Origin of the sequence: Brevibacillus fulvus (assembly GCF_016908525.1) — a bacterium.
Lineage (GTDB): Bacteria > Bacillota > Bacilli > Brevibacillales > Brevibacillaceae > Brevibacillus_G > Brevibacillus_G fulvus.
This window is the reverse complement of the sequence record NZ_JAFBEB010000002.1, coordinates 338,861-352,360: the sequence shown is the minus strand read 5'-3', so window position 1 is coordinate 352,360 and position 13,500 is coordinate 338,861. Positions and strand designations below refer to the sequence as shown.

Genomic DNA, 13,500 nt, shown 5'->3' with positions numbered 1-13,500 from the left:
AATTTGATTGATCCGATTGCCTTTTCGATTGGTTCATTGCACGTGCACTGGTACGGAATTATTATGGGGACAGCCTTTTTTATCGGAACTTATTTAGCCCGGTATCATACCAAACGCGTCGGTCTTGACCCGGATCATATTCTCAATATGGTTGTACTGATTATTCCTGCAGCAATCATTTGCGCCAGAGCTTACTATGTCATTTTTGAATGGGAGAATTACAAGGATAACCTGCTGCATGTCTTTTACGTGTGGGAAGGCGGCCTGGCCATTCACGGGGGGTTAATCGGCGGCATCCTTGCCGGAGCCTACTATGTCCGCAAACATCGTCTGCCTTTTTTATTGCTGGGCGATCTGCTGATGCCTAGCGTCATTTTGGGGCAAGCGATTGGCCGTTGGGGAAACTTTATCAATCAGGAGGCCCATGGGGGTCCGGTAAGTGCCGAATTCATGTCGCACTTTCCCGCCTTCATTCGGGACCAGATGCTGATCGGCGGTCAATATTACCATCCGACCTTCCTGTATGAATCGCTTTGGAACTTGCTTGTTTTCGTTATTTTGCTGGCCATGCTGTACCGCTTCAAAAAATTTGACGGTCAAGTTTTGTTCAGTTACCTGATTCTGTACTCTATCGGTCGTTTTTATATTGAAGGAATGCGCACAGACAGTCTGATGATCGGCCATGCTTTGCGTACCGCGCAAATTGTCAGCCTGATTATGATTGCACTCGGCGCGATCTTGTTAATTGTGTTCGGCATGCGCAGCAAGCGCACGCGGACCCAGGAAAAAATCAGCGATTAGGAACGATCGATTTCCAAAAAGACCAAGCTGTCGAGGTTGTCTCGACAGCTTTTTTTGCGGGTGAAAATCTGTATGGCGAACGTATACTGCTTCCATTGCCGGATAAAAATAGAAAGTAAACAGGATTCATACAATTGGCAAGGGAGGAAATCATTTTGGAAGAAGAAGATCTGCTGGCGGAATATTTGGAGTATGAAGTGAATGTCTACCTGCTCCCGTCCGTTGTTTCTCCACATGGCGAACCGTATGAGTTCGGACAGCTCACCGCATGCAGTCGGACTGGAGTCGTCCTGCAACAAGACCGCTTGCTCACGTATATTCCGTTTTCCTCCATTCAAAAAATTGAAATCAAGCCGAAGCCTACGCTCTGGGAACGTTTAACCGGCAGCTAAGCAAAAAAAAAGACCCGCCAGCCAATTTGGCTGACCGGGTCGCTTGTCCGATTTAAAACAGTACATTTAAAAAGACGTAAATGGCCGCCGACAATACCGCTGTGACCGGCAAAGTGATAATCCACGTGAAGATGATCCGCCCAGCCACTCCCCATTTCACCGCGGAGAATTTTTGCGAGGCTCCTACCCCAAGAATGGATGAGGTAATGACATGGGTGGTGCTAACCGGTAATTTCAAGATCGTAAAAATGGTAATGATTAAAGATGAAGACAAATCAGCCGAGAAACCGCTAATCGGTTTTACCTGCATGATTTTCCCACCCATCGTTTTGATAATCCGCCAGCCGCCGACCGACGTTCCCAACGCCATCGCGAGCGCGGCAGCCAATTTCACCCAAAGCGGAATGATGATTTCCCCAGTTTCACTGGCAAGGAAACCGCCGGAGATCAGGGCAAACGAGATGATCCCCATTGTTTTCTGCGCGTCGTTGGCACCGTGACTGAATGACTGCCAGGAAGCTGACAATACCTGCAACATGCGAAAACGTTTGTTTGTCTTGTGATAAGGCATATTGGCGACGATCGCCGAAACGATTTTGATGACGATGAAACCGACAATAAAGGCGACAACCGGAGAAATGATCAAAGCCTCGACAATATTGGTAAAGCCTTTCCAATTCAATGCTCCAAATCCGGCGGCACTCGCTACGGCGCCACTAATGCCACCGATCAAAGCGTGAGAGGAAGAACTGGGGATTCCAAACCACCATGTGATCAAATTCCAGAGGATCGCCGCAGCTAAAGCAGCCAACACAACCATCATTCCGTTTTCCATCTGAAAGGGATCGGCAATGCTGCCGGCAATCGTCTTGGCGACGCCGGTATACGTTAACGCCCCTAACAGGTTGAGTACAGCGGCCAACAGGACTGCGGTTCGCGGACTAAGTGCCCGTGTGGACACAGAAGTGGCGATCGCGTTGGCGGTATCATGGAATCCGTTAATAAAGTCAAAACCGAGCGCAAGGATGACCACCAAGATCATGATCAACAAGTCAGTGGTAAACTCAGGCATTCTTTAGCACGATCCCTTCCACCAGGTTGCTTACATCCTCGGCGAAGTCAGCACAATCCTCAAGTTTGTCATAGATTTCCTTCAGCTTGATCGCCTCGATCGGATCAGCCCCTTTGGCATTTAACAGATCGGATACCATTTTGCGGTAGTTGGCATCCGACTCATGCTCCAAATCTTTAATCTCTTGGGCAATCTTGTCGACCACCTCATGATCCAGTTTGCGCAACGTCCGGATCAATTCCATCAGTTTGTTCGTACATTGAACGAGAATGTTGGCTTGCGCCAGAATCCCGGCATCCGGTTGTTTTACCTGGTACAAAAACATCCGGTCCGCAACGCCGTCGATATAGTCAATGACCGAATCGAGCGTATGGGCAAGATGGTGGATATCTTCACGCTCCAGCGGAGTGATAAAGGTTGAATTTAGTTCATTCATGATCCGCCGAACAATTTGGTCGCCTTCCCGTTCTGTCTCTTTGATCCCTTTTACTTTCGTTTCAACATCTTGATAATTTCCAACCATTTCGTAAAAGAGATGCGCACCTTTATGAACAATCGCCGCCTGCTGCTCAAACAAATCAAAGAAAGTATGTTTTTTCGTTTTTAACATCTTTATGTAGTCACTCCCTCAAAAAATATGGCGCCTTACCGATTATACCGAACTGCTTTGTTAAGGTAAATTTAATTCAAAGTGAAAGGTGTAATTTTTTTGTAAAGTAATTATTAAGATTTTGTAAAGAAAATAACCCGCATCCCCCTAAAAGGAGGTTACGGGTTATTATCTCCAAAAGTGTGCATTACATGACCGTTAATAAACAATCCTTTTTCTTCTTTGCCTCATACATACATGTATCTGCCACCATCGCCAATTCCATCGCATTTTCCGCATGGTGCGGAAAGGTAGCCAGTCCGATACTGACCGTAACGCCATTTAACTCCGTTCGCACACTGCTGCGAATCCGCTCACCGATCCTCATTCCTTGCTGCGTGTCCGCTTGAGGCAGCAGAACGACAAACTCTTCACCACCCCACCTGCCGACGACATCGTTTTTTCGCACGTTTTGTTTTAACAATTCTGCGAATTTACGCAAAATTTGGTCTCCAGCCAAGTGACCGTATTTGTCGTTGTAATTCTTGAAATTATCCAAATCAATAAACAGCAGCGTCACTTGATAATTGAGCCGCTTCGCCGTTTTTATTTCCTTCTCCAGCATCTCCACGAAACGTCTGTTGACCAGTGTTCCAGTCAATGAATCCTGATAAGCCAGCAACCGTATCTGCTCATAATGATTCCCGAGAAAAAAACCTGCGCATGCCGCGATCCCCAGCAAAACCCATCCCATGAACGAAAGCTCATGATGTTCATAGATGAACAACAAAAGAAAAGACGGCAACGTAAACAAAACCGCACCGAGCCATCGATAAGTCAAAGATATCTCCCTCCGGTAACAACCACAATCAATAACCTGCCAAATACGCTTGGAAAGGCTATATCACATTTTAACTTCAAATAATTGCCAATTCAAGTAAAACCGCCCCTCTTTTATTGACAAAATTCGATAGTTTTTGTGTTCAAAGAGCCTGATGACTGAATATTAGAACTAATCGCAATCGGCTTTCCATTTGCATTTTTTTCCTGTATACTTTCGAAGCATATGCTGGCCCACAAGGGAGGAGAGGGTATATGAAGCACTGGTTGCCAAACTTGATCAACCGTTACGACACCGCCATTTGGATCCGTGTGATTGGCACGATTTTAACGACTTTTTCCAATTTTATGCTTCGTCCCTTTTTGGGCTTTTTCCTCTATGACAAACTGGACGGCAACTTGCTGTTATCCGCATTGGTGGTCAGCCTGCAACCGCTCTCCAGCATGATCTGTTCGCTCTATTCCGGTGGTCTGGCCGACAAATACGGGCGAAAACCGATCATGATGGTCTCGTTGCTGATCGAGTCGGTAACGATGCTTGGCTATGTTTGGGCTGACTCAATATATACTTTTGCCGTGCTCACAATTTTAAACGGAATTGGCGCTTCCTTGTTTTGGCCCGCCGCCAGCGCACAAGTGACAGACGTCGTGCCTGAAGAAAAACGAAGTGAAGTGTTTGCGCTTTTGCATACAGCATTAAACATTGGCGCCGCAGCCGGTCCGCTGATTGGCGTGGCTATCTATAAAGTGAATCCGGATATCGCCTTTGCCCTTTGCGCCGCCACGCTGTTTTGCTACAGCCTATTGATCCTTTGGAAAGTTCCTGAGACTTTGCCGAAAGAGAACCGCCTGCTCTCGCCAAACGTGAGTGAACCGCAACCGCAGCCGCGGCTCAAAATCAGAGAACATCGCCATCTGTTTTTGATTACGCTGGCTGCCTTGCCGGTTTCCTTGCTGTATTCTCAGTCGGAAATGATCTTGCCCCAGCACTTGCGGACCCACTTCCCCGATTTTCTGGAAGTGTTCGCAACCATGCTGACGATCAATGGTTGCATGGTCGTCGCCTTGCAAATGGTCGTCGCCAAACTGGGCGACCGTTTCCCGACAAAACGTGTGATTCTCGCTGCCTATCTCTGTTTTGCTTGCGTCGGATTTGGCTATGGCTGGGCACCGTCCTTTCTGCTGCTTATCCTGGCAGAAATCGTTTTTACGTTGGGGGAAATGCTCTATGGACCGCAAATTCAAAAAGCGGTATCCGTTCTCGCCCCGGCCGAGTTCCGCGGACGGTACTTTTCCATCTTTGGTTCCAACTGGGCAATCACCGGAACGATCGGCCCTTCCATCGGCGCCTTTGCGCTTACCCACATTGGCGGCGCTTACTGGTATTCGATCGTTGGTCTGCTGCTGATCGTCGCTGGTCTGTTCCAGTACCGGCTCGTCTCGAAAATTACATCTCGCTCGCCGTTGACGCTTTCCGAACCGCCCATTCCTTCCTCAACCAATGAACCGGCCTAGAGCTGAATGGAGAAGGATCGTCAGCCGCGGAATTGGTCCAGCAATGCATAAGGGGCTGAACCTCCAACAGTTTTTGCAAACTGTTGAGGCAGCCCCTTTGCTCATGCCAGATCATCATATTTTTGTTCCTCGCTCAGTTTAGATTGAGCAGCCGTTTGACGCGTATCTCCAACTCCACAAGCGAGAACGGTTTCGACATATAGTCGTCTGCCCCCAACAACAACCCGCGCACGACATCGTCCTCCTTATTTCTGCCGGACAACATTAACACCCGGGTCGTCGCCAATTGAGGATTTTGCTTCATTTTTTCCAAGACCATAAATCCATCCAGTTTTGGCATAATGCCATCGAGGATACATAAATCAATCGGAATCGTTTGTAACAGATGGAGGGTTTCTTCGCCATCCTTTGCCTCGAACAGCTTCAACTTTAAAGCCGAGAGCCGCGATTTGAGAATCGAGCGAATAAACTTGTCGTCATCCGCGATCAAAACACGCTTAACCGGGGTAAACAGAGTTGAGCTTGCTTCTTCCGTATCCTCAGTCCGTGAGCAAATCATGATGCGGTTTCGGCCTTTTTGTTTGGCCAGGTACATGCTTTCGTCAGCCAAATGCAGCCAGCCATCCGCTGTCATTTTTTCGTCATACTGGGCCACCCCGGCAGAAAACGTAATGAAAAAATCCTGCCCTTCTACTTGGACGATCGGTTCCGCCCGCATCCGCTGAAGGATTTCTTCCAACAGCTCGGCCGCTTCCGTCTTGGTCTTTTGCGGAAACAGGATGACAAACTCTTCCCCGCCAAAGCGCGCCAAAACGTCCGTCGATTTGATGCTGCTTTGCAGCAAATGGGCAAACCCCTGCAACACCTGATCGCCCACCGCGTGGCCGTACGTATCATTGAGTTGTTTAAACCGATCAATATCGAGAAAACCTACGGAGACCGGAGTATTGCTTCGCTTCGACCGGTCCATTTCGATCAACAGTTGCCTCTTAAAAAAACGGCGGTTGTAAAGTCCGGTCAACGGATCGATTGAAGCCATTTCTTCATAATGTTTGCTTCGCAAGATTAATTGGCGAATTCGTGCTTCCACTTCTTCATAATGAAAGGGCTTGGTAATAAAATCGTCCGCCCCCATCTGTAAACAGCGGACTTTCTCATTGTGATACTCCGCATCCGTGAGCACAATCAATGGAAGCCACTTGGTCAGTTGGTTGTCACGCAAATATTCCAGCAAGGGGTATCCATAGCCCGGTCTGGAAAAAAGATCAAGCGCAATCAGGTCATACTTACGCTCACGACACATCTCTTTTGCCGATTCAACATCTTCCACAGCATCTATCTCATACCCGTCTGATTCCAGGCGACGGATCAACGACGAGGAGAAAAAGCCGTGGCATTCCATCAGCAAGATTCGTCCGCGCTGAATCGCGCTGCCTTCATATGCCCCCTGTTCCTTACGAGTATTTTCCAGCTCGCGAAGTTGCACTTCACATTCTTCCGCCATTTCGTTCAAAATTGTCTTCGTTTGCCTATAAAAGTCTGCTGGCGGTTCTTTTCCCGCTTCCTTCGCCCAGCTCCACATTTGAATCAACTGTTCGGCCATTTCCGCAAACTGCTCATATCCAAAAAAGGGCGCACTCTCTTTCAATTCCGTACCAATTTGATAAATCAGGATCGCCGTCTGATCGTTATAGTGGAGACCATATTCGGTCAGATTTTGTTTTAATGTCCGGATGTACTGGTTCAGTTCTCGAAGAAATTGAATTTTTCCACGGAAGCGTATCTTTTCTGCTTGTTCTGTTTTCTTAAAGTCACTGGAATGATTTACGATAGACAACTCCCCCGCTCCTTAGGTTTTCAACAATTTGCCCGATTAGTTACATACCCGTTATAATCATACGCTGAAACCAGTTCTTTTTTACTATACTAGAAGTGCCTCTTTATGCTGCTCCCTTTTCGTCACAGTCACCTTTTCCGCGCCGCTTCATTCTTTCTTATGCAACTCCTGATTCCACTGTTTGATTTGCTCATTGATTTCCCGTAGTTTCGCTTTCGCCTCTTGGTGTTCCGCTACACTGGCCCAATGCTGGACAAGCGGCGGCATGACCCGCTGCATATGCCCAAACAGGCACCACAGTTTCACCAGTTCGATTCGTTCAGGGGTGGCCTCTCCTGTCAAGCGCTCGGTAAATTTCTCCAGCAACCCTTCCAATTCGGCAATCGGCAGCTTGTTTGCTTCGTTCATCCAAATCCCTCTTCTCTTTTTTTAATTATTATAACGAATCTGCTCGGGAAAATAAGCGCGTTTTCTCACATTTGGAATGAGTTTGTCCGGATTGGGGGAAAATGGAAAAGAATGCAATCAACCTCTAAGTGGAGATGTGATCCATGCCTTCGATCTTATCTGTTGGAACCGCCGTTCCTCCCTATGAAGTGGCTCAGCAGGATTCCATGCATTTGTCCCGCGAGCTGTTTGAACAAGCGTTTCCCGATATAGACCGTTTATTGAAAATTTTTGCCTCCAGTCAAATCCGCAAGCGTCATTTTGCTGTCCCGCTGGATTGGTTCACCGCTGACCATCCTTTCGCGGAAAAAAACCGCCTGTATCTGGAGTTAGCGCCGGCTTTATGCAAACAAGCGATCGAAGCCTGTTTGCAAAGGATGGATCTTGCCCTGGAGCAAATCGATTGCGTCGTTCTCGTCTCCAGCACAGGGATCGCCACCCCCAGTCTCGATGCCCACCTCGTTTCCCTTCTCCCGTTTCGAGAAAATGTGACGCGGATTCCGCTTTGGGGATTGGGGTGCGCAGGCGGAGCGATGGGCTTGTCGCGCGCTGCCGACTATGCAAAAGCCTACCCGGAATCGCTGGTTTTGCTGATCGCTGTTGAACTTTGCTCCTTGACTTTCATCCGTTCGGACTTATCCAAGTCCAATCTGGTGGCCTCTGCCTTGTTTGCGGATGGCGCGGCTGCCGTCCTGATCGCCGGCGACCGCGCCAAAGCAGCGGACCGGAATGCCAGCCCTGCCCTCCAGTTTTTAGGCAGCCGTACTACTACTTGGCGGGATACGCTGGATATTATGGGGTGGGAACTGCAGCAACAGGGGTTGCGGGTTTTGTTTTCCCGGGACATCCCCACTTTGGTCAGACAAAAAATGGGACAAAATGTTGAGCAATTTTTGAGTGAGTTTGACAGCAAACTGACGCAAATCAGCCAGTTTATCTTTCATCCGGGCGGAACCAAAGTTCTTGACGCTTATCGGGACACACTCGGCCTGTCCCAAGAGCAGATCGGTCTGTCCGAAGCGGTATTGAATGAATACGGCAACATGTCTTCGCCTACGGTCTTGTTTGTGTTGGCCAAAAGTATGCAAAAAGACTGGTCGGCCCGACAGTACGGACTAGTCTCTGCGCTCGGGCCCGGATTTAGTTCCGAATTGATTTTGCTTGAAGCGAGGTGATTTTTTGCTTCTGTTTTTCGGGATTGTCTATGTGGCCGTGATTATACAACGCCTGTGGGAAGTAGGATTGGCGAAGAGAAATGCTGCCTATATTCGAGCGCAAGGCGGGTATGAAGTGGGCGCCGGGCACTACCGCTATCTGGTCGCGCTCCACGTTTGCTTTTTTCTCAGTCTTCTGTACGAAAGCCTGCAGGTCAGTCGCTTGCCGCAACTATGGTGGCTTCCATTCGGCTGTTTTCTGTTGGCTCAATGCGGCAGATATTGGTGTATCGCCAGTCTCGGCCGATTTTGGAATACGCGAATTTTTGTTTTGCCCGGCGCTTCCCTGGTCAATCGCGGCCCGTACCGCTTTCTGCGCCACCCCAATTATTGCATTGTAGCGATTGAGCTTTATACGCTTCCCGCTACGTTCGGCGCTTATGGAACCGCTGTGATCTTTACGCTGCTCAATTTATGGCTGTTGCTTCGCGTAAGAATTCCGCTCGAAGAAGAAACTTTGGAAACACTTGCAAAGGAGGAAACTTGAATGAACCGAGAACAGGAACCCACTCTCCCCGACTTTAAAGAACTAAGCGACCGTGTGATCGCCCCGCCCCCGGACAGTCCGATCATTCGCATCCGCACCAACTTGGACGAGCAACAGGTGGAGGAGCAGGAAAAAAAGCAACCGTAGTTTTTCTGATCCTTTCTTTTGCATAAAAGCAACGGAAGTAAAGAATGATAATCGAGGTAAGTGATTCTATAAAAAGGAGGTTCTTCCCCATGAATACAGGATATGCGAATCAACAGCTCACTCAATGCAGACAGTTGGCCCAGCAACTGCTGCAGCAAACGGCGCAATCCAATGAGGTTTACCGCAACATGTTGCAGCAAGAACAACAAAATGCTTCTCTTCTGCAACAACTGGTGCAACGGGAAACTCAAGCCGTCCAAACGATCCAGGCAGCGATGCAAGGACATGAAGTTGCCATGCAACGGCTCCAGCAGGTGCTCAATCTGTGCGAACAAATGGAACAACAGCTGGTTAGTTCCGTTAGTCCATACGGCGCCGTGCAAACCGCTTCCTATCAATTGCAGCAGCAAAGATAAGCAGAAAGGCCTTCCCCAACTGGAGAAGGCCTTTTCCTATATGATACGGATGTAAATTAGTCGTTGTCTGGGCTTTCCGGAACAAATTGGAAAGAGGTGGTGTCAGCTGGTGCAGCTGGAGCTGGTTGTTGTGCTTGGAAAACCGGATTTTGCCAGATGGCAAAAACAGGTTCGGCTTTGTAAGTGTTGGCATCATCGTCATCTGTTTTCGCAGCAGCCGAATTTACAAAACCAAGCGAAGCGACTAAAGCAATAGCGAACATAGCGTTCAATTTTTTCATAATAGAAAACACTCCTATCTCTACTTGTTAAATCTAATCGTTCTGGTTTGCTTGAAAGCGTTACTTGCACACAGCGAGGTAAAATTCGCTGCATCCCCCCTTTCAAGGGTGCTATGTAGTCATCTTCATTTTCTGCAGGCACATTTTGAATTGAGCCAATTCTTCATCGGTTAACGATTCCAAAAGCTGTTCCATGATCTGCCGTCGTCTATCAATCAACTGATTGATATAAGGAATGATTTCCGGTGCTACTTCCACCCAGACGACTCGGCGGTCATTTTCACAACGGACCCGATGGACATAACCGGATTTGACCAACTTATTTAAAGCGATCGTTGTCGCACTTGCTGACAAATTAATCTCGGCAGCCAGTTCCGATACGGTGCAACGTTTTAACTCAAACAATGCACGCAGTAGTATAAACTGTTTGGCGCTTAACCGTTCATTCTCTTCTTCCAGCCATTGTCGAAGAAAATACTGCGAGATCTTAAAGAAATGTTTCGAAACGTCCTCAATTTGCCGTTGCCGCGTATCATTTTCCACGGAATCACCCATACCTTTATCGTCAAATATTTTTATAGTAAAACTATAAACGATAAAGGAAACGCAGTTCAAGCGCCGGAATGCTATTTTAATTCTGGGACTATCTCTTTCGTACATTATGTTGATGCTCAAATAGTTTTAAAGTAAAACTTTACCGTCGGCATGGAATATAATAGCTCAACTTTTTTTTATTGGCAAGTAGTTTTTTCTCGCTTTTTTAAAGTCGAAATTGCAAAAATTATCCGTTTTCTGGGAAAAGCTCCTGCTCCTTTGACAAGTTCGCTTCTCCCCGTCAAGAGGTGTTTTCCCGTTCAACGGTTGCTCAAGTACTTTTACACATTTGGCTCACGTACAAGTACACAGGCAAAATGGGGGGAAGTCCCATAAACTGGTAGGAAACCTCGGGTTGATGAGGAGGTGTTCTTCTTCACCATGAGTGAGTGGAATTGTCAGAAGGTTTGGCGAAAGCGCCCGCACAGCCACGTTTGGCTGGTGGAAAATCAGGAGGGTGAGCGCGGCTATTTCAAATTTGCGACACAGCGCCAGTGGTTCCATGCCGGCCCAATGATTGTAAACGAATTTGTCGCCGCGTACTTAGCCAAGCATTTGGGATTTCCTGTTGCGGATATGGAACCGGCAACGATCATGAGTCCCACCGGAAAAATTCGGCACGGTTTTGTCTCTGTGCGGGCGAATGCGGAGCGAGTCGTACGATGGGACAAAGCCCATCCCAAGGTAAGACGTAGTCCGGAGCGCTATGTGAATCATCTTGACTTGCTTCGTCAGCTTGTTGTTTTTGATGCCTGGATTCTCAATACGGACCGCGCTGGCCGAAACCTGATTTTATACCGCGATCACGACTCGAGTAAATACAACTGGTACTTGATCGATCATGGCCACTCCCTGTATGGCCCCGCAAAAAGGTGGAAGCAATATCCGTGGAATCATCCGCATTGGCGTCGCGCCCGCCGCTTCTTCTACTACTCCGGGGGGTACCCACGATTAACCGTTACCAAGAGCGATTTGGAGCCGATGATTGCCAAAATTGAGCAGTTGGACAGTTCGGTCATCGACGAGGCGCTCGATACGGTTCCCGAGGAATATTTGAGCCCATCGATCCGGTCTTTTATCCGGGACTTGTTGCTCTACCGGCAAAAACGAATCCGTCATATGATGTTGCGCTGGCTCCGTTACAAGAAAAAAATCGCCCTGCGTAAAAGGAAGGCGAAGTCCGCTGAACCGGCGCTGCCCAACAAGTCGCTTACCGAAAAAAAGTCACCCTCCTGATCAGGAAGGTGACTTCTTCGGTTATTCGGTCTTTTGGGAAAAATTTCGTCGGTCTTATTGTGGAAGGGGCTGCAACACTTCGCGCAAAATTTTGCCCAAACGCTGAATGCCTTCGACAATTTTGTCTTCTTGCATGTTGGAATAATTCAGGCGGAAGGTATTTTCGTTTCCTCCGTTAGGATAGAAAGAGCCCCCCGGCACGAATGCCACATTGTTTTCCACGCATTTGAGCAACACTTCGCGAGCATCAACGTGCGCAGGCAGTTCAACCCATGTGAACAATCCACCTTTCGGATAAGTGAATTTCACATTGTCCGGGAATTCCTTTTCCATTTCGGCAAGCATCAGATCACGCCGTTTACGGTAAACTTCTTTAATTTTGGCAATATTCTCATCAATGTCGTATAATTCCAAGTATTTGTCAATCTCCCGTTGGCTGATGGAAGAAGTATGCAAATCTGCCGACTGCTTGATCATAATATATTTTTCCAAAATTTCCTGGCTCGCCGCAACCCAGCCAATCCGATAACCCGGGCAGAAAATTTTGGAGAAGGTGCCCAAAAAGATAACCAAGCCTTTTGTATCCATCGATTTCAATGACGGCAAAATCTCCCCTTCAAAGTTCAGCTCGCCGTATGGATTGTCCTCAATGACCGGAATTTCATAATGATTGATGATTTCCATGAACTCTTGTCTGCGCTTCAGCGTCCAAGATCTCCCTGTTGGATTTTGGAAATCGGGAATAACGTAAATGCATTTTGGTTGGACTTTTTCCAAAATTTCTTTCAATTCACTGCTAATCAAACCTTCATCATCTGTCGGCACTTCCACAAATTTCGGTCCGTACGCTTTGAAAGCATTAATCGCCCCCAAATAAGACGGACTTTCACAAAGTACAATATCGCCTTCATCGAGAAATACTTTTCCGGTAAAATCAAGCCCTTGTTGCGAACCGCTCGTAATCAAAATATCGTCGGCCGTCACGTTGGTTTGCAACTTGCGATTCATCCGGTCTGCCAGTTTTTGACGAAGCGGGCCAAAGCCTTCTGTCGTTGCATATTGAAGTGCCTGTCTGCCGCTTTCCGCCAAGACGAGGGACGCAACCTCTCTCATTTCCTCAACGGGAAACAATTCTGGGGCTGGGAGACCGCCGGCAAAGGAAATTACTTCCGGTTTTTCCGTGACTTTTAAAATCTCGCGAATTTCTGAGGCTTTCAGTGAATTCATTCGGTTTGCATATCGTACAGCCATAGTAAACACTCCTGATTCTTCTCTTTTTTTGCCTAAACTCTACACCTATAAAAGTGAAAAGTCAAATAATTTTCTTGCGGACTGCTGTCGCCTGCGTCCGGATTTCCAGTTAAATACCTGCCGATGGAAATTTGGTTAATTTAACCTGTAACACTTGTCCAGACCATCCTCGTCTTCCGATCATACAATACATTAACTGTACAGCAAGGGGGGTGACATCATGAGTAGTAGCCGCCGTCGTACGATCACCGTTGTGTTAAGACCTGGTCAACGTTTATTGGTGAAAGCCCGCCGTCGTCGCAGTTGCGATTAAGCTTCCCTGTAAAATACTTCAGGAACAGAAGAGGCATTGCAGCAAAAAATTGTTGCAATGCCTCTTCT

Annotated in this window: 16 protein-coding genes; 8 read left to right on the top strand and 8 right to left on the bottom strand. The window is 47.7% G+C overall.

What is annotated here, in order from left to right; translation table 11 throughout:
* The first annotated feature begins 3 nt into the window (after positions 1 to 3).
* Positions 4 to 801: a prolipoprotein diacylglyceryl transferase gene (gene lgt, locus JOD01_RS05130; RefSeq protein WP_204517162.1), complete on the top strand. Its 798-nt coding sequence runs from the start codon at positions 4 to 6 to the stop codon at positions 799 to 801.
* Between the two features lie 155 nt (positions 802 to 956).
* Positions 957 to 1,193: a hypothetical protein gene (locus JOD01_RS05125; protein WP_204517161.1), complete on the top strand. Its 237-nt coding sequence runs from the start codon at positions 957 to 959 to the stop codon at positions 1,191 to 1,193.
* Positions 1,194 to 1,245: 52 nt separating this feature from the next.
* Here JOD01_RS05125 and JOD01_RS05120 read toward each other — a convergent pair whose 3' ends face one another.
* The 3 genes from JOD01_RS05120 to JOD01_RS05110 all read right to left on the bottom strand — a co-directional run bounded on the left by JOD01_RS05120 (position 1,246) and on the right by JOD01_RS05110 (position 3,695).
* Positions 1,246 to 2,265, bottom strand: coding sequence for an inorganic phosphate transporter (locus tag JOD01_RS05120; RefSeq protein WP_204517160.1), 1,020 nt, complete (start codon positions 2,263 to 2,265; stop codon positions 1,246 to 1,248).
* Positions 2,258 to 2,875 carry a DUF47 domain-containing protein gene (locus tag JOD01_RS05115; RefSeq protein WP_204517159.1) on the bottom strand — a complete coding sequence of 206 codons (618 nt, stop codon included), beginning with the start codon at positions 2,873 to 2,875 and terminating at the stop codon, positions 2,258 to 2,260. Before JOD01_RS05115 ends, JOD01_RS05120 begins: the two co-directional genes overlap by 8 nt.
* A 187-nt stretch (positions 2,876 to 3,062) precedes the next feature.
* The gene (locus JOD01_RS05110; RefSeq protein ID WP_239565200.1) at positions 3,063 to 3,695 is read right to left on the bottom strand and encodes a GGDEF domain-containing protein; all 633 of its coding nucleotides are present in this window, start codon (positions 3,693 to 3,695) and stop codon (positions 3,063 to 3,065) included.
* A gap of 254 nt (positions 3,696 to 3,949) precedes the next feature.
* Here JOD01_RS05110 and JOD01_RS05105 point away from each other — a divergent pair, with 254 nt between their 5' ends.
* A complete protein-coding gene (locus JOD01_RS05105; RefSeq protein WP_204517158.1) occupies positions 3,950 to 5,209 on the top strand; it encodes an MDR family MFS transporter in 1,260 nt (419 codons plus the stop codon).
* A 133-nt stretch (positions 5,210 to 5,342) separates the two neighbouring features.
* On the opposite strand, the gene JOD01_RS05100 is transcribed toward JOD01_RS05105, so the two are convergent.
* Together JOD01_RS05100 and JOD01_RS05095 are read right to left on the bottom strand one after the other, a co-directional pair.
* Positions 5,343 to 7,046: a diguanylate cyclase gene (locus JOD01_RS05100; RefSeq protein WP_204517157.1), complete on the bottom strand. Its 1,704-nt coding sequence runs from the start codon at positions 7,044 to 7,046 to the stop codon at positions 5,343 to 5,345.
* Positions 7,047 to 7,193: 147 nt separating this feature from the next.
* Positions 7,194 to 7,454 (bottom strand): DUF2573 family protein, encoded by a 261-nt coding sequence (locus JOD01_RS05095; RefSeq protein WP_204517156.1) that lies wholly within the window; start codon positions 7,452 to 7,454, stop codon positions 7,194 to 7,196.
* Positions 7,455 to 7,597: 143 nt separating this feature from the next.
* Here JOD01_RS05095 and JOD01_RS05090 point away from each other — a divergent pair, with 143 nt between their 5' ends.
* The 4 genes from JOD01_RS05090 to JOD01_RS05075 all read left to right on the top strand — a co-directional run bounded on the left by JOD01_RS05090 (position 7,598) and on the right by JOD01_RS05075 (position 9,757).
* A complete protein-coding gene (locus JOD01_RS05090) occupies positions 7,598 to 8,668 on the top strand; it encodes a type III polyketide synthase (protein WP_204517155.1) in 1,071 nt (356 codons plus the stop codon).
* 4 nt (positions 8,669 to 8,672) lie between these two features.
* On the top strand, positions 8,673 to 9,194 hold the full coding sequence (locus JOD01_RS05085; RefSeq protein ID WP_204517154.1) for an isoprenylcysteine carboxyl methyltransferase family protein: 522 nt from the start codon (positions 8,673 to 8,675) through the stop codon (positions 9,192 to 9,194).
* Positions 9,195 to 9,341, top strand: a complete 147-nt coding sequence (locus JOD01_RS05080; protein WP_204517153.1) for a hypothetical protein — start codon at positions 9,195 to 9,197, stop codon at positions 9,339 to 9,341.
* 89 nt (positions 9,342 to 9,430) lie between these two features.
* Positions 9,431 to 9,757 (top strand): hypothetical protein, encoded by a 327-nt coding sequence (locus tag JOD01_RS05075; RefSeq protein ID WP_204517152.1) that lies wholly within the window; start codon positions 9,431 to 9,433, stop codon positions 9,755 to 9,757.
* 56 nt (positions 9,758 to 9,813) lie between these two features.
* Here the strand turns inward: JOD01_RS05075 and JOD01_RS05070 are convergent, their stop codons facing one another.
* Both JOD01_RS05070 and JOD01_RS05065 read right to left on the bottom strand, forming a co-directional pair.
* Entirely contained in the window at positions 9,814 to 10,038 is a 225-nt protein-coding gene (locus tag JOD01_RS05070) for a hypothetical protein (protein ID WP_204517151.1), read from the bottom strand.
* A gap of 111 nt (positions 10,039 to 10,149) precedes the next feature.
* On the bottom strand, positions 10,150 to 10,581 hold the full coding sequence (locus JOD01_RS05065) for a MarR family winged helix-turn-helix transcriptional regulator (RefSeq protein ID WP_338028525.1): 432 nt from the start codon (positions 10,579 to 10,581) through the stop codon (positions 10,150 to 10,152).
* 432 nt (positions 10,582 to 11,013) lie between these two features.
* Here JOD01_RS05065 and JOD01_RS05060 point away from each other — a divergent pair, with 432 nt between their 5' ends.
* A complete protein-coding gene (locus tag JOD01_RS05060) occupies positions 11,014 to 11,868 on the top strand; it encodes a HipA family kinase (protein ID WP_204517149.1) in 855 nt (284 codons plus the stop codon).
* A 54-nt stretch (positions 11,869 to 11,922) separates the two neighbouring features.
* On the opposite strand, the gene JOD01_RS05055 is transcribed toward JOD01_RS05060, so the two are convergent.
* The gene (locus tag JOD01_RS05055; protein WP_204517148.1) at positions 11,923 to 13,119 is read right to left on the bottom strand and encodes an aminotransferase-like domain-containing protein; all 1,197 of its coding nucleotides are present in this window, start codon (positions 13,117 to 13,119) and stop codon (positions 11,923 to 11,925) included.
* Positions 13,120 to 13,500 lie beyond the last annotated feature (381 nt).